At 69.1% G+C, this 14,812-nt stretch carries 20 protein-coding genes; 7 read left to right on the top strand and 13 right to left on the bottom strand.

Features of this window, described 5'->3' with window-relative positions; all coding sequences use genetic code 11:
- Window positions 1–25 precede the first annotated feature (25 nt).
- On the top strand, window positions 26–352 hold the full coding sequence (locus ACFXAE_RS07050) for a hypothetical protein (protein WP_384709235.1): 327 nt from the start codon (window positions 26–28) through the stop codon (window positions 350–352).
- Window positions 353–395: 43 nt separating this feature from the next.
- Here ACFXAE_RS07050 and ACFXAE_RS07045 read toward each other — a convergent pair whose 3' ends face one another.
- The 10 genes from ACFXAE_RS07045 to ACFXAE_RS07000 form a co-directional block, all read right to left on the bottom strand.
- On the bottom strand, window positions 396–623 hold the full coding sequence (locus tag ACFXAE_RS07045; protein WP_384709232.1) for a hypothetical protein: 228 nt from the start codon (window positions 621–623) through the stop codon (window positions 396–398).
- Between the two features lie 384 nt (window positions 624–1,007).
- Window positions 1,008–1,457 carry a pilus assembly protein TadG-related protein gene (locus ACFXAE_RS07040; RefSeq protein WP_384709600.1) on the bottom strand — a complete coding sequence of 150 codons (450 nt, stop codon included), beginning with the start codon at window positions 1,455–1,457 and terminating at the stop codon, window positions 1,008–1,010.
- An 11-nt stretch (window positions 1,458–1,468) separates the two neighbouring features.
- The gene (locus tag ACFXAE_RS07035) at window positions 1,469–1,897 is read right to left on the bottom strand and encodes a TadE/TadG family type IV pilus assembly protein (RefSeq protein WP_384709229.1); all 429 of its coding nucleotides are present in this window, start codon (window positions 1,895–1,897) and stop codon (window positions 1,469–1,471) included.
- Window positions 1,898–2,341: a TadE family protein gene (locus tag ACFXAE_RS07030; protein ID WP_384709226.1), complete on the bottom strand. Its 444-nt coding sequence runs from the start codon at window positions 2,339–2,341 to the stop codon at window positions 1,898–1,900. It abuts the gene before it with no gap.
- A gap of 26 nt (window positions 2,342–2,367) precedes the next feature.
- On the bottom strand, window positions 2,368–2,619 hold the full coding sequence (locus ACFXAE_RS07025; RefSeq protein WP_384709223.1) for a hypothetical protein: 252 nt from the start codon (window positions 2,617–2,619) through the stop codon (window positions 2,368–2,370).
- Between the two features lie 64 nt (window positions 2,620–2,683).
- Window positions 2,684–3,595, bottom strand: a complete 912-nt coding sequence (locus ACFXAE_RS07020) for a type II secretion system F family protein (RefSeq protein WP_384709597.1) — start codon at window positions 3,593–3,595, stop codon at window positions 2,684–2,686.
- Between the two features lie 14 nt (window positions 3,596–3,609).
- Window positions 3,610–4,572: a type II secretion system F family protein gene (locus ACFXAE_RS07015; protein ID WP_384709594.1), complete on the bottom strand. Its 963-nt coding sequence runs from the start codon at window positions 4,570–4,572 to the stop codon at window positions 3,610–3,612.
- Window positions 4,573–4,646: 74 nt separating this feature from the next.
- Window positions 4,647–5,954 carry a CpaF family protein gene (locus tag ACFXAE_RS07010; RefSeq protein WP_384709220.1) on the bottom strand — a complete coding sequence of 436 codons (1,308 nt, stop codon included), beginning with the start codon at window positions 5,952–5,954 and terminating at the stop codon, window positions 4,647–4,649.
- The gene (locus ACFXAE_RS07005; protein ID WP_384709217.1) at window positions 5,951–6,805 is read right to left on the bottom strand and encodes a hypothetical protein; all 855 of its coding nucleotides are present in this window, start codon (window positions 6,803–6,805) and stop codon (window positions 5,951–5,953) included. The genes ACFXAE_RS07010 and ACFXAE_RS07005 overlap by 4 nt, the downstream gene beginning before the upstream one ends.
- Before the next feature lie 17 nt (window positions 6,806–6,822).
- On the bottom strand, window positions 6,823–7,554 hold the full coding sequence (locus ACFXAE_RS07000) for a hypothetical protein (protein WP_384709214.1): 732 nt from the start codon (window positions 7,552–7,554) through the stop codon (window positions 6,823–6,825).
- A gap of 446 nt (window positions 7,555–8,000) precedes the next feature.
- Between ACFXAE_RS07000 and ACFXAE_RS06995 the strand changes: the two genes are divergently transcribed.
- From ACFXAE_RS06995 to ACFXAE_RS06980, 4 genes are all read left to right on the top strand, one after another.
- A complete protein-coding gene (locus ACFXAE_RS06995; RefSeq protein ID WP_384709211.1) occupies window positions 8,001–8,894 on the top strand; it encodes a hypothetical protein in 894 nt (297 codons plus the stop codon).
- 61 nt (window positions 8,895–8,955) lie between these two features.
- A complete protein-coding gene (locus tag ACFXAE_RS06990; RefSeq protein WP_384709208.1) occupies window positions 8,956–9,684 on the top strand; it encodes a hypothetical protein in 729 nt (242 codons plus the stop codon).
- 228 nt (window positions 9,685–9,912) lie between these two features.
- Window positions 9,913–10,293: a type II toxin-antitoxin system RelE/ParE family toxin gene (locus ACFXAE_RS06985; RefSeq protein WP_384709205.1), complete on the top strand. Its 381-nt coding sequence runs from the start codon at window positions 9,913–9,915 to the stop codon at window positions 10,291–10,293.
- Window positions 10,290–10,598, top strand: a complete 309-nt coding sequence (locus ACFXAE_RS06980; RefSeq protein ID WP_384709202.1) for a helix-turn-helix domain-containing protein — start codon at window positions 10,290–10,292, stop codon at window positions 10,596–10,598. Before ACFXAE_RS06985 ends, ACFXAE_RS06980 begins: the two co-directional genes overlap by 4 nt.
- Window positions 10,599–10,635: 37 nt before the next feature.
- Here ACFXAE_RS06980 and ACFXAE_RS06975 read toward each other — a convergent pair whose 3' ends face one another.
- A complete protein-coding gene (locus ACFXAE_RS06975) occupies window positions 10,636–11,151 on the bottom strand; it encodes a hypothetical protein (RefSeq protein WP_384709199.1) in 516 nt (171 codons plus the stop codon).
- Window positions 11,152–11,290: 139 nt separating this feature from the next.
- Between ACFXAE_RS06975 and ACFXAE_RS06970 the strand changes: the two genes are divergently transcribed.
- Window positions 11,291–11,962, top strand: coding sequence for a hypothetical protein (locus tag ACFXAE_RS06970; RefSeq protein WP_384709196.1), 672 nt, complete (start codon window positions 11,291–11,293; stop codon window positions 11,960–11,962).
- A gap of 66 nt (window positions 11,963–12,028) precedes the next feature.
- Here ACFXAE_RS06970 and ACFXAE_RS06965 read toward each other — a convergent pair whose 3' ends face one another.
- Both ACFXAE_RS06965 and ACFXAE_RS06960 read right to left on the bottom strand, forming a co-directional pair.
- The gene (locus tag ACFXAE_RS06965) at window positions 12,029–12,673 is read right to left on the bottom strand and encodes a hypothetical protein (RefSeq protein ID WP_384709193.1); all 645 of its coding nucleotides are present in this window, start codon (window positions 12,671–12,673) and stop codon (window positions 12,029–12,031) included.
- Window positions 12,674–12,776: 103 nt separating this feature from the next.
- Window positions 12,777–13,316: a Uma2 family endonuclease gene (locus tag ACFXAE_RS06960; RefSeq protein ID WP_384709190.1), complete on the bottom strand. Its 540-nt coding sequence runs from the start codon at window positions 13,314–13,316 to the stop codon at window positions 12,777–12,779.
- Between the two features lie 557 nt (window positions 13,317–13,873).
- Between ACFXAE_RS06960 and ACFXAE_RS06955 the strand changes: the two genes are divergently transcribed.
- The gene (locus tag ACFXAE_RS06955) at window positions 13,874–14,545 is read left to right on the top strand and encodes a hypothetical protein (protein ID WP_384709187.1); all 672 of its coding nucleotides are present in this window, start codon (window positions 13,874–13,876) and stop codon (window positions 14,543–14,545) included.
- Window positions 14,546–14,812: the final 267 nt, after the last annotated feature.

Raw genomic sequence — 14,812 nt, 5'->3', positions numbered from 1 at the left:
CCGGCCTACCGAGGGGGAGTTCCGTATGGGCAAGGGAAAGAGCGATCTCGCGCTTCCGCTGACCGAGATGGAGGACTACGGGCGTCGCCTGCGGTCCCTCAAGACGCGGATGAACCACACCAAGAAGCTCTTCGAGTCCTACAAGGACGACATCGGCGACGGCAGCGTCAACGACGCGCTCTCCGACTTCGAGTCCAACTGGGAGGACGGCCGCGAGGACATCACCCAGCAGCTCGACGCGCTCGCGAGCATGTCCGACGCCGTGGTCCGTGAGTTCAAGAAGCTCGAGGACGAACTCACCAAGCAGGTCAACGAGAAGATGAAGGTCGAGGACAAGCGCCCCAAGAAATGAGCCGGGCCCCGGCCTGCGAACAGACCGGGGCCCAGGACAACACTCAGAGCATCGTGGTGCGCGCGGCACCCTCGTGGCCCACCGAGCCGCCGAGACCGGCGGAGACGCAGAGCGGGCCCGCCTCGGCGTACACGCCGACGCCGAAGGAACCGTGGTCCGCGACGACGGCCGCACCGGCGTCGATGCCGACGGAGGCGGAGTGTCCACCGGAGATGTTGTCCAGGTCCGCGTCGGAGATTTCGGCCGTTTCTACCTGCGGGGCGAAAGTCATGACTGGCCTTTCCGTTCGTATCAGTAATCGCGACGGCGGGGAATTCGCCGGAAGCCCGAGAACGGGTCCGATCACCGGCGAGCCGTGCGCACCGATCAAAGCACGGCAGGGAACGGCCGACCAGCGGCGTGCAGTTGACGGACGCTTCCTCAGCGTCACCGAATTCATCAGTGTGGCAATACGGTCACGGAATGGGCCTACGCCTTCACGTTACCCACCGGTTCGCGGAGTCCCCGGGGCTCCTTTGAGTCGCTCCCCGGGCCGGCTCCCCGCTCTCCGCTCCGGCTTCCCTCGATTCCTCCCGCCCCGTACGGCCTTCCGGTGAACAGTGTGCAGGTCCGAGGGATTTTTCGGGTCGGGGCGACTGTGACACTTCCGGGGGCGTCAGCCCACCTCGTTCTCCGCCACCGCCTGCCCGCGCACCACCACGTCCCCGCCGTAGAACATGCCCGTGAAGACCGGCGCGTACGTCAGCTGCACCTCGACCTCCACCGCCTGTGCCGTCGCCGCCACGCAACGCGTTCCCGCGATGTCCGCCCCGGACATGTCCATCTCGCGGGCGAACGCCTTCACCCGGGCGTCACAGTTCTCGTAGTTGATCGGCGCGGGGCCGCCCACGTCGTCGTACAGCGCCTCGCGGTCGATGTCCTGGGCGGCGTAACGGGCCGCCTGCTCCGCGATGTCCGCCGCGCGCTCCCGCTTGGAGATGGACATGCCGCCGTCGATGACGAAGGCCGCCAGGGAGAGGAAGACGAGCGCGAAGATGATGACCGCGCCGGCGCCCGAGCCGCGGTCGTCCAGCCACGCACGGCGGTCCGACGCCCAGGTCCACATGCGCGTCGTTCTCACGCCGTCCTCCGGTACGGGTCCAGCGGCGAGCTGAAGCTCGCGGTCAGGGTCGTCGGGATGTCCAGGCCCAGCATGGCGAGGCCCCGCACCTCGCAGCTCACCTCGACCGTGAAGATGGTGTCCGGCTCGAAGCCCTGGCTGGTCTGGACGACGCTCACCGGACCGGAGCAGATGTCCGTGAGGTTCGCCTCCGCCGCCGCCCGCGCCTCGGCGATCGCCGTGCCGTGGTCCTTCTGGATCGAGCCCGCGCGGGCCGCGTCACGCGCCGCGCCGTCCAGCGCGCCGCGTCCGTCGACCAGTTGCCCGAACGCCACCAGGACGAGGATGAACATGATCATCACCGGCGCGAGGATGACCACCTCGACGGTGGACAGGCCCCGGTCATCACCCGCCCCCCGCCGTCCGTCCCCCAGGGGGAACCCCATCTAGTTCTCCCCCTCCTGCACGAACCGCTCCACCGGCCCCACCGACTGCGCGTGCACCGTCAGGTCCAGGCCCGGGAACACCGTCGGAATGCGTGCCGTGATCTCCACACCCACCGTGTCCTGCTCCGGCTGGAGCATCTTCACGTCGGGCGCCAGCACCAACTGCGGGCCGAGCTGCCGGATGTAGCTGTCCACCACGCCCTGCGCCTCGCCCCGCCAGCCGCCCGGCTGGGCGTCCGCCGTCGCACGCGCCTTGCGCGCACCCGCCTGTGCCGCCGCCTGGGCGACGTGATCGGCGAAGAAGTACAGCGCGAACTGCACCGTCGCGAAGATCATGAAGAACAGGACGGGAGTGAGGAACACGAACTCGATCGCGGTCATGCCGGAATCGCCGCGGGCGGAGGCGGCCTCCACCCGTCGGCGTACCCAGCGACGTACGCGCATTCCCGCAAGCCCCGTTGCAGCCGCGATCAGCAGGTACCGCTCGCGTTGGCGCCCTTGATGCAGTCGCCGACCTTGTTGGCACCCTCGCTCAGCGCGGCGTTGATGATCGCGGCGACCACCCCCACGATCGCCACGACGACCGCCGAGATGATGACCCACTCCACCGCGGAGGCCCCGCGGTCCAGTTCGCCGGAGCGGGCACGCTCCACGCGGGCCCGCATGAAGGTGACCAGGAAGTCCACGGCAGGGATGCCGGTGTGGAAGGTACGTCCGTTCATGACGCGTTGTCCTCTCGAATTCGGTTCACGGAAGTTCTGACGTACGGCCCGGGGTTCGCGGTTCTCACACCTGGAACACCCGCATCGCCGCCGGAAAGATCAGGAACACGAGGAACCCCGCGCACAGCAGCAGCTGTGCCACGAGCATCGACTGGGACTTCTCGCCCGCGCTGCCCTCGATCTCGGCGAGCTCGCGGTGCCGCATGGTCTCGGCGCGGGAGGCGAGGGACTCGCGCACCTTGGCACCGTCGTCCGCGACCAGCGCCAGCGACGCGGAGAGGTCCTTGAGCTCCTCCACGCCCAGCTCCTCCCCCAACTGCCCCAGCGCCTGCCACTGGCTGATGCCGGTGATCCGGGCGTCGGCAAGGGCGTTGCGGATGCGCTGCGTCGCCCAGCCGTCGGACACCTCGGCCGCCGCCATCAGCGCCTCCGGCAGGCCACGCCCGCCGGCCAGGCTCATCGACACCAGGTCCAGGTACGCGCCGATCACCCGGCGCAGATCGCGCCGCTTCTCGGCGGCGTCCCGGCGCACCTCCAGATCGGGCAGGAAGAAGAACAGCGCCGCGCACAGCAGGGCCATCCACACCGGGACGATCGGGCTGTCGGCGAGGGCGAGCGTCCAGACGATGGCGAAGAGGAACGGCCCGAAGAACAGACCCGCCACCGACAACAGCACCTTGGTCGCCAGGAACTTCTCCCAGCTGCGCCCCAGGACGGCGAGGTCCGCGCGCAGCGAACGCTGCTCCCACCCCTGCTGCAGATACAACTCGGCTACCCGAGCGCCCACTTCGGCCCGCAGCGAGCCGAAACGGCCGGTGTCCCGCGCCGCCGTGCGGGCCGACTCGTACGCCGTGCCACGCGCCCGCATGGCGTCGATCCGGGCGACCTGGGAGAGCGCGCTGCGCTTGGTCGGCATCAACGCGCGGACCAGGACGTAGATGCCCAGTCCGATGACCGCGCCGACGACGACCGGCATCGTCAGGTCGTCACTCACCGGCGTACCCCCTCTTCCGGCTGGAGCGGCGCCTGCTGCTGGGCGGCCGGTGCGGCACCGGGCGTACGCGGACGCACGAACCGCACCTCCGACTCGTCACGCACCAGGAACCGTTCGGGCGTCTCGATGGTGGACAGCTTGCGCAGCCACCAGAAGCCGAGTGCGAACAGGCCGCAGACACACGCCAGTACGAGCTGCCCGACCGCCGTACCGTACGGCTCGACGAACTCCCGGTTGAAGACGGACAGTCCGAGCACGAACGCGATCGACACGGCGACGACGATCTGTACCGAACGCCGGGTGGAGGCGCGCTGCGCCATCACGCGCTGCCGCATGTCGACCTCCTCGCGCGCCGACTTCGCCAGCGCGCCCAGCACCTGCCGCAGACCGGGTCCACGCAGCCGGGCGTTGAGGATGAGGGCGGCGACGATGATGTCGGCGGAGGCGTCGTCGATCTCGTCGGCGAGCTGCTGGAGCGCCTCGGCCAGCGGGGTGCGGGAACGCAGCCGGTCGACGAGCGCGTCGAGGTGCGGGCGCAGCACGGGCGCGGCGGCGCGCGCGGACGCGGGAATGGCCTGCTCCAGGCCGACCGCGCCGGCGATGGTGTCGCGCAGTGACTCGGTCCAGGAGGCCAGCGCCTCCACCCGCCGCATCGCGGCCTTCTCCTCCCCGGCCCCGCCGAAGAGGCGGTCCCAGAAGAAGACGAGGACGGCGGCGGCGATACCGGCGACCGTCCAGCGGGTCAGCAGCAGGACGGCGAGGCCGACGAGCACGGCGAGGGAGCCGCGCCGCCCGGCGAACCGGACCAGCTCGTTCGCCCGCTCGCTCGCCTTCTGCTTCTCGTGCTCGGGCTTCGCGGGCAGTCCGCGTACGGCGACGGCGAACAGGGCGAGTCCGCCGCCGACCGCGACACCGGACGCGAGCGCGTACAGGACGGTGGTGGAGAACAGGCCGCCCATGGCACCGAGCGAGTCGAGCGATCCGAGCGCGGCGAGGTCGGTGCGGTCCGTGGTCGTAGAGGTCACCGGTTCACTCACCCCCACGTTCCGCTGGGCCGGTAGCCGTGGGCCATCAGTTCCTCCAGGCAGGCTATGGGGGCGTGCGCGGTGACCCGCCCGTCGGGGGTCTCCGCGAACACCTCGCTGGACAGCACGCGTCCGTCGACGCCGTTGACCTCGCGCACGGAGGTGACCATGCGCTGGAGGCGGCCGCCGCTCTGGTATTCGTTGCGCCGCTGGATGAAGACGACGAAGTTCACCGCGCCCGCGATCAGCATCTGGCTGGCCTCGATGGGCAGCCGTTCCGTCGCCTGCAGGGCGTAGGTGGAAATACGGTTGAAGACCTCGCTGGAGCTGTTGGCGTGGATCGTGGACAGCGAACCGTCGTTGCCCTGGGACATCGCGTTCAGCATGGTCACGATCTCGTCGCCGAGCACCTCACCGACGATGACGCGGGAGGGGTTCATGCGCAGCGACCGGCGCACCAGTTCCGCCATGGAAATGGTGCCCTGCCCCTCGGAGTTGGGCAGCCGCTCCTCGAACGCCACGACGTTCGGGTGGAGATCGGGGAACGTGTCGAGGCCGAGCTCCAGCGCCCGCTCGACGGTGATGAGCCGCTCCTGCGGCGGGATCTCGTTGGCGAGGGCACGCAGAAGGGTCGTCTTGCCGGCGTTGGTCGCGCCCGCGATCATGACGTTCTTGCGGGCGCGGACGGCGCAGGCGAGGAAGTGGCCGAGCTCGGGGGTCAGCGTCCCGTTGCCGACGAGGTCGGAGATGAACACCTTGCCCATGCGCGCGCGGCGGATGGACAGCGCGGGCCGCCGCGTCACGTCCATGACGGCCGACAGACGCGAACCGTCCGGCAGCCGCAGGTCGAGCTGAGGGTTGGCGGAGTCGAAGGGCCGGGACGACAGACCGGAGTACGCGCCCAGCACCTGGATCAGCTCGATGAGCTCCTCGTCGGTCTCGGCGACGGGCTCACCGCGCGTCTCACGCCCGTCCGAGTAGCCGACGAACACCTGGTCGCAGCCGTTGATGTCGATGTTCTCGACCTCGGGGTCGTCCAGCAGCGGCTGGAGCCGCCCGACCCCGAACAGCGCGGCGTGCACGGCGGCCGCGTACTGCTCCTCGGTCTCGGCGTCCAGCGGCGTACGGCCCGCGTTGATCTCCGCGCGGGCGTACTCCTCCAGTATCTGGGCGATGACGGCGCGGGCGTACTGCCGCTCGTCCTCGGTGGACATCGGCGTGACGCCGCCCACCTGGTCGAGGCGGCGCTGTTCGGCGATCCGGTCACCGGCGTCCTGACGGAACCGCTTGACCAGTTGATGGTCGACAGCCGTCATCGCCCGGCTCCGTGCGCCTGCGGCGGCTGCTGGGCCTGAGTGGACGCGGCCGCCCAGATGGCGCCGTACTGCTGGTACACGTCGGCCGTCACCTTGCGCGCGGAACGGATCAGCAGCGACTTGTCGAGCCGCCCGCGCCTGCGCCCGGCCAGCTGCTCGGCACCGGCCGGGTCGTCGGCGAGGGTGCCGACCACCCGGGCACCGGTCTGGGCGTGTACGAGCATGTCGTTGACCTGGGAGGCGAGCTTGGCGGCGTTGCCCGTGTCGGCGATCAGCACGACGCCGATCACCGGGTTGCCGAGGGTCGCGGCGCCGCGCGGCCCGCCGTGCAGCTTGCCCGCGAGCGCGGCGGCCCGGTCCCGTACGCGCGCCAGCGCCTCGGGCTCGGTGCGCGAGATGAGCAGCACGAGGGAGGCGTGCGGGAACAGCTCCACGGCCGGGGTGTCCCCGCTGATCCGCCCGCAGTCGGCGATGACGTCGGCGGGCGCGTGCGGGGAGTCGGCGAGCGCGGCGAAGGCGTGCCCGAGCGTCGGCCACAGCCCGGCGAGACCGGCGGCCTGCTCGGCGATCCCGAGCCCGACGAGCACTTCGAGCCCGCCGCTCAACGGCTGGACATGATCCCAGAGTTGGTCGGGCACGAGTCCGCGCCGCGCGGTGGCGGCGATGGACAGCATCCCGGTGTTCGGGTTCAGCGGACCGCCGTGCGCGGCGGCACTGCGGTAGACGAGGTCGCCGCCCGCCGGGTCGGTCTCGGCGAGCAGCACCCGCCGCGGCCAGACCGCCGCGAGGGCGACGGCCGCGGTGGTGACGCCGGGGGAACCCTTGTCGGCGGCGAGGGCGATGAGGGCCATGGGTCGGGTGCCGCCTTCTAGTTGCCAGGAACGAGGACGAGAGCCACCTCGCCGTTGGAGGCGGCCTGGGTGAGCGCCGCGGCGTCGGCGCTGTCGACGAGCAGCGTCACGGCCTTGTTGGTGCTGCTGACGATGTCGTCGCTCTGCCCCTCCGGCACGGAGTTCACCCGCGCCTCGTCCACGATCAGGGTGTTGCCACCACCGGTGGAGCCGGAGGAGCCGCTGTCGGCGTCGGAATCGGAGTCGGAGCCCGAGGTACCGCCGACGCGGTAGGCGGCGACGGCGTCACCGATCTCCAGATTGGCCGGGTACTGCCCCTCCTTGAGGGAGAGCCCGACGAGGGCCTTGCCCTCGGGGACCTTGGCCTCCTCACCGAACATCTCGCCGACGGCCACCACGCCGCCCGGGATCGTGCTGACGGCCTTGAGCTTCTTCAGGGCGTCGAGCTGAGTCCACTCGACGTAGTTGATCTCCGGGTCCTCGGCGACCATGACCGACGTGGTGTTGGCATCGGTGACCTTCTGGCCGGCCGGGATCTCCTCGGTGATCTTCACGACCTCGATCCGGTCCCCGGCCTGCAGCACGAGCATCGTGGCGCCGAGCGCGCCGACCAGGATCAACAGCACCGCCAGCGCGGCCAGCGCCGGTTTGCGCTCGCGAGGAGGAGTGGGAAGCCGGTCGCCGACCGCCGGCCCGACCGGTGCCGCGGAACGGCCGGCGCCCGCCCCCGTACGCTCTTGGATCTTCACGCAACCGCTCCCCGTACACCCAAGACGATGTCTGCCAAGTTCCCTGAAATTCCGGACACTTCATCCACGTCCGCTCGCGCACGGACATGCGCGACGGGTCGGACCTACCCGCCCTGCCTGGGCGAATAGCCAACGCTGGGGATGAGTGTCAAGCCATCGCACCGTATCAGCCACACATAAGCCCCTCAAGGCGGAGCCCGCCTCACGCATCTCACCCCGCACACCGTTATCCATCTGCAATTTCACTGTTGAACAACCCAGTTGGGACCGGAGGACCGCCTGTGCGGCAGCGAACCCCCGGGGCACTCCGGCAACCACGGACGACATACGGTTCATCACGCACCGCACATGAGCCCTGCACGATTCACTCACGGGGGCGCCGGGCGACCATGCCATGATCTTCGCCCGGACCGGTGACGGGACGTACGGGACAGGGGGACTCAGGAGTGACGAAGGCTCGAACGGAACTGCTTCCGCTGAACGGATCGACTCTGGCGAACGACCCACGCCTGCTGGAGAAGGTCCACGCGACCGGTGCACGCCACGGCATCGACTACACGAACGACGCGGCGGTGACCGAGTTGTTGACGGAACGCCGCCGCACTCTGGAACGCATGCAGAGCGGCCCATTGGCGTGGTCGGGCGCCCTCGTCCTCGCGGCAGCCGTGGTCTGGCCGCTGCTGGCCCCAAGGGTCCCCGCGCTGGCGGACGACCCGGTCCTGTCCTACGCCCCCGCCGGCCCTCTGCTGCTCATCGCCGTGGCGTGCCTCGCCCTCGTCCGCGTCCGCTGGAAGCGCGAACTCATCCAGGGGGCCCTGGCCGGCTACCGCGAGGTTCTGGGCCATGCGCGGGCCCACGGCTACGGGCCGACCCACGTACCGGCGTGGCTCGAGGGCCGCAGCACGCTGGGCGGCAGCGGGAAGGGAACGGCGCCTGTACCGACGTACCCGCAAGTGGACCCACAGCCGACGGACGCCGCCCTCTGGACCGACGGCTCTCCCAGCATCCCGTCGGTACCTCCGAAACCGGAGGCGGTGACTGCCTACGAGCGCCTCGCCGACGAGGGCGGCTGGCACGACGAGGCCGGCTGCCTCCTGGTCGCGGCCGGCGCCGGCGGTGCGATCTGGGCGGCGACCTCGGATGCGCCCCTGGGCTACGCGGCCCTGGTCCTCGTCCCCGTGGCCATCAGCGTCTGGCTGGCGGGCAGCCGCCAGGGTGCCGAGAAGCAACGGCTGCGGGCGGAGGCGGAGGCGTACGTCGAATCCGTGGCAGCGGCACAGGCGGCAGGGGTGCAAGTCCCCGAACTGTCCCCCGCGTTGCGCAAGCTGCTCGATCGGTGACGCCCCCGGCGCCATCCACCCCACAACCACCACCCCACGAACACCCCGAGGGAACCCCCACATGAACCGAGCCACGGTGGCCGTCGCGACCGCCCTGACGCTGATGTCCCTGACCACGCTCACCGCGTGCGGCGGGGAGGACGAGCCGGACAAGGCGACGGGCGAACCCCGGCCCTCCGCCACCCAGGCGAAGCAGCCCACTCCCGCCGAGAAGCTGGCCGGGCTCATGGTCGCGCCCGCCGACGTGAAGGGCTTCTCGGTGCAGGAGCACAGCGACGAGTTCGCCCTCGCCAAGTCACCGGAGGACGTCACCCTCGACAAGCCGGCCTGCGCGCCCCTGGCGTACGCGATCAACCAGCTCCCGCTCGGCGAACCGCAGGCCGACCTCACGCGCGTACTGGCGGACAAGGCGAAGGGCCTGAACAGCGCACACACCTACATCACGCTCACCGCCTACGCGTCCGGCGGGGCACGGTCCACCATGGCCGACGTGAAGAAGGCCGTGGCGGCCTGCGGCGACGGCTTCACGGCCAAGGGAAGCGGCGGCACCAGCACATACGACTCCGTCACGCCGGAGGACGTCACCCCGGCGGGCGACGAGACCCTCGGCTTCGCCTCCACGCTGACCTTCCGCGGCGCCCCGCACACCATGCACACCCAGGTCGTCCGCGAAGGCGAGGTCGTCGGCGTCTACTTCTCGGTCAACGGCGCGGCCATCGCCAACGCCAGGCCGAGCGACGCGAAGCTGACTCCGACGGTGGTGAAGGCACAGAACGCGAAGCTGGGCTGACACACCGAACACCGCACGGCGCTCCCTCACCGACGGGGCCCCGGACGACCTGCTGTCATCTCTGCCCAATGGGCTTACGCGGCTCGTGGCGACCACATGGAAGGCGGGGACAGTCGGCTGAACCCTGATCGGGTGATTGCCGGGACAATCCGGCCCGAGGACCGGAAGCCACCCGATTGTGTGGACGCCGTACGTGTCCACGAACCCACGCCCACGAACGGAACGGCCATGTCGGAACCGCCGGCCCCGGACCTCTACACCATCGAAGTGGAGCCGGAGGTGCGCGCCTGGCTGGAAACCCTCTCGCATGCGGACTACCGAGCCGTCGAACGCTTCGCGGACCGGCTCGCCACCGACGGCCCCGCGTTGCCGTTCCCGCTCGCCAGTCACCTCGGCGACGGCCTACGAGAGCTGCGCATCGGACCAGTGCGCGTCACCTACTGGTTCGCTCGGGGACGCCGCGCGGTCCTCCTCACGGTCTTCCGCAAAACCAGGATGCGGGAGCGGGACGAAGTCGTGCGTGCGCAGCGGGCAAGGAAGGAATGCGAGGCGGAACACGCACCGGCCGGTGAGCACGACGTTTACAGTAGGGACGAGGAGGCCCGATGAGCAGCGGATACCACACCAGCTGGAAGGTCCCGCCGGAACACCGCGAGGACCCCGCGTACCGTGCTGCGGGCCGCCGCATGGACTTCGCCCAAGCGGTCTACGACCGGCGCTCAGCCCTCGGCTGGACAACAGCGGAGCTGGCCCGACGTGCGGCGCTCTCCGAAGAGGACATCGAAGCCATCGAGGAAAGCGGCGTCGACCCCACACTCGAACTGATCGAGCGCCTGGCCGCAGCACTCGAGGCCGGAGCCCTCATCGACCCGCGCACCAGCCCAGAATTCCGCTTCGAGGACCACGCGGCCTGAATCCGGAGAAGCCGCGGGGGCGCCCTCGCGTCCTGTCTCACCTCCCGACCGGTCCCCAGTCCCGCCGGAGTCGCGGTGGCTCGGCAGGCTGGACGGGTACGACCGGGTCACGGCTCGATCGCCTGGAGAACCACTCCCCCACCTCCAGGACCATCATCGCGAGGGAAGGACCGGCGAGCACCAGGGCGAACCCCACCCCGAACCACCCACTGCCGTCCCCACGGCTCAGCGCTCCCACTCCGGAGACAGCGAGGGCGACACCGCCGATCACCGGGGGAAACAGCCAGGGCCAGGCGTCCGGCTCGGCCACCGCTTCCGCACGCCGCCCCTGGCAGAAGGCCGACCACCAGAACCGGGCGCTCCACCACACGAGCAGGTATGCGGAGACGGCTCCAACAACGAACCCCAGCCGGGCCGGCCACCCGACCCGGCTCGTGACCGCCGCGGCGGTGAGCCCGACGGCCAGGAAGACCCAGAAGAGGAAGAGCATGACGCCGGCAGCCAGCCGGTGCCCACGGCTGCCCTGGAGAGCACGGTGCGAGATGAAGACCACGACCGCAGCGTAGACGGAGCGGCTCTCCGCCGTACGCCCCCATATCGGTCTACACATCGGGTAATTCACGTTGATGAAACCAATAAACCCACCTATATCGTCAGCACACTTGAAACTTTCGTGTCACGGAGAGCCCACTGTGAAGCGCCGCACTTCGCCCGTTGCTGTCACGTTCGCCGCCGCAACAGCCCTGCTACTGACGGCCTGCGGCAGCGGGGACGACAAAGCCGCCGACAATGAGAAGATTCCCGGCGCCGACCAGGGAGCGGAGACGCCGAAGGAGTCAGGGGAGCCCTCGGGGACACCCGCAACGGACGAGCCGGACGGCGTGGACGTGTCCTTGCCCGCGGACATGAACCTGGTCTTCGACTGGGAGAAGCCGAAGAACGAGAACGAGGCGGACGCCATGGACGACGCCGCAAACTTCTTCCGGGCCATCTACCGGGGCGTCGACAAACGTACGGCCAAGGACGCGTCCGTCGCCGCGTATGCCACCGGTGACGGACTGAAGTACGCGGAAACGCAGATCAACGCCTGGATCGACGGCGGCTGGACCGCTACTGGCACACTGCGCCACTACGACGCCACCACTCGGTCCGCCGCGAACGGCACGTCGGTGGAGGTGGCGTTCTGCGCGGACGCCGAAAAGTTCTACGGCAAGGAGATCAAGACCGACAAGGTCCTCAAGACCGAGCCCAGCATCGAGGATTTCGACCACTACAAGATCATCATGGTCAAGTATCCCACTGGTACCGGCCTGTGGCAGGCGTCCAAGGTACTCGTCGAGACGAAGGCGGCGAAGTGCCGGTAAACGGACCGCAGCGTAAGTTCTCCGGATCCGAACACCGTCGCTCCTCTTCTCCCCGTCCGCCCCCGGTCACTCTCCGTTGTACTCACGATCCCATCTGCTCTGCCGCACGCCACCCCAGGTGCCCATCACGACGGCGATCACGAAGAGGGACCCGAGGAAACCTCCGTACGAGCTGCTGTCCGGGTCCTCGGTCGGACTGGCGACACCTTCGGGGTCGTACAGCACGCGTAGCCTGTCGCCCTTCGACACCCAGTTCTCACAGCCATCGCCCTCCGAGAGCGAGAGCGGGATCTCACGCCCGTCGACCATACGCAGGTCGCATTTGTTGGTCCTGGTGTCTTCCATGCGTACGACCACGGCGTCGGTCCACACGCCCCGGTCCGTCAACGCGGCCGCCTCACCGGCGGCGTTGCCGAACAATCCCATAGCAGCCCCGGCTGCCAGCGGAAAGACCAGTTGCCACGCCACCTTCCGCTTCCTGCGCGGCACCCGCCGCAGCATGAGCACCGGCACCAGCGACGAGGCCAGCGGAAGCACCAGGAACGCGAGTACCAGCCCCGCTCCCCGCAACAGGCCCGGCAACGGCACGACCGGCCCGACCCAGGACAATCCGAGCGAACCACCGGCACACACCAGACTGAACAACAACCAACGGATCGCATCCGCCCGCCACCGGATGCCCGTACCGGCCCCGGATGTGCCCTCTGCCACGTGACGCTCGCCCTCTCAGTCACACTTCTCGTGTCCGAGGGATCACCCTAACGAGCGCGACATCGCCGCAACTGCCCGCGTCAGGCTGGGCATCAGTCCCGCGTCACACTCCGCCCGCATCGCGCGTCGGGAAGGTCCCCGTGTCGATCTCGACCCTCTCCCCGGTGGCCAGCGTGAAGCTGACCGGATCGCCGTACGGGATCTCGACGACCCGCCCGTAACCCGAGGCGTGCGGCTCCGACATCAAGGTGACCATCGTCTTGAAGGGATCGGCGATCATATAGAAGTCGATCCCGAAGCGACCGTACTTCCGAACGTTCCGGACGTAGTCCTTCTCGTCCGCCGGTTCCGACGGGACCTCGACCACCGCCAGCACATCAAGGCACGAATAACTGTTCTTCCGGCGCTCAGCCTCGAAGTCGACGATCGTCAGATCCGGTGCGGCGTCGTTCTCCCCTGGGAACGTGATGAGGACGTCACCGAAGACACGTTCCCGTGCGATGCCGGAGGCTTTGACCGCGTCCTTGACGTCGGAAACGGTCCAGTCCTGCTCCGGGCTCTGTGGCGTCATGATCACCCTGCCGTCGAACACCTCGACCTTGTACCCCTCGGGGACGGCACCCCGCTCGATCAGCTCGCTCATCACTGACACGGCAGCTCACCTCCTACCGACATTATGGCTGGCCGAGGCAGGACGGGCGCGGTTTCGGGTCGGCCGGCCCGGCTACTTCTGCTCCTGGTCGGCGGCTGAGGACTCACCGGGGCAAAGTCACGCTTGCCCGGCAGCCGAGCGCCGAGCCGCGGCTCCCCTTTGGAGACCCGTTCGGCTGATCCACGAGGTCCACGCCGCCACGGGCCTTGACCTCACCATGTACGCATACGACGCCGGATCCAAGGGCGAGGTCCAAGCCGACGGGCCCTCCGAACCGTTCCCCCGTTGGTCGGCGTACCCTCCGTGCGCGTGCCCACGCCATAACGGGCGGAAGCACGCACAGGGACAGCGACGGCTCCGGAGACAGCACATCGAAGTGGCCGGGCCCATCGCTCGCCTGGGCACAATCAGGACACAGCTCATTGCGACAGTGACGTCAGGCAACCGAAATACCCCGCTTCTCGGGACAGTTCGCTCTGGCGAAACCAGCAACCTCATGGCTAGCGTCTGTGCTCTTGACTGAACCTTTGTCTCACGGGGAGCTCACTGTGAAGCGCCGCGCTTTGCCCGTTGCCGCCGCGTTCACCGCCGCCGCGACCTTGATGCTGACGGCCTGCGGAGGCGGGGACGACACGTCCGGCGACAGCGACAAGATCGCCGGCTCCGACCAGGGGACGGAGAAACCGAGCAAGTCGGCGGAGCCCTCGGGAGCACCGGCGGAGGACAAGCCGGACGGCGTGGACGTGTCCCTGCCCAAGGACATGAACCTGGTCTTCGACTGGGAGAAGCCGAAGGACGAGAACGAGGCGGCCGCCATGGACGACGCCGCCAACTTCTTCCGGGCCATCTACCGGGGCGTCGACCAGCGCACCACCAAGGACGCGTCCGTTGCCGCGTACTCCACAGGCGACGGTCTGAAGTACGCGAGGACGCAGATCGACGCCAGACTCGAAGGCGACTGGACGGCAACCGGCACCCGGCGCCACTACCAGGCCACCACCCGGTCCGCCGCGAACGGCACCTCAGTGGAGATTGCGTTCTGCGTGGACTCCAGCAAGTTCTATGGCAAGGAGATCAAGACCGGGAAGGTCCTGAAGAGCGAGCCCAGCATCGCGGACTACGACCACTTCAAGATCATCATGCTGAAGGTTCCCACGAGTGACGGACTGTGGCAGGCATCCAAGGTGTTTGTCGAGGAGAAGGCGGAACAGTGCCGATGAGGGGACCACTTCGCGTCGAAGGCCGGGAGCGAAATAGGCGCAGGCGCCACCGCACTGGTCAAGCGCCTCATCATCGGGGTGAGCTGTGCACGCTGGCACCGCAGCACTGTGACGGACGGCCTGTGGCCGCAGCGGAGACCTCTGAGGATCCCCCTCGGCGCTCTGACGCTCCGGAAGCAACCCGCACACAGTTCCTCTCCGGTCTGCACACCTGCATTCACAAGTGCGTGCACTCTGAGAGCGGGGCGGCCTGGTGTGTCTCGTAGT

Origin of the sequence: Streptomyces sp. NPDC059454 (genome assembly GCF_042749965.1) — a bacterium.
GTDB lineage: Bacteria > Actinomycetota > Actinomycetes > Streptomycetales > Streptomycetaceae > Streptomyces.
This window is presented reverse-complemented; position numbering and strand designations above follow the sequence as displayed.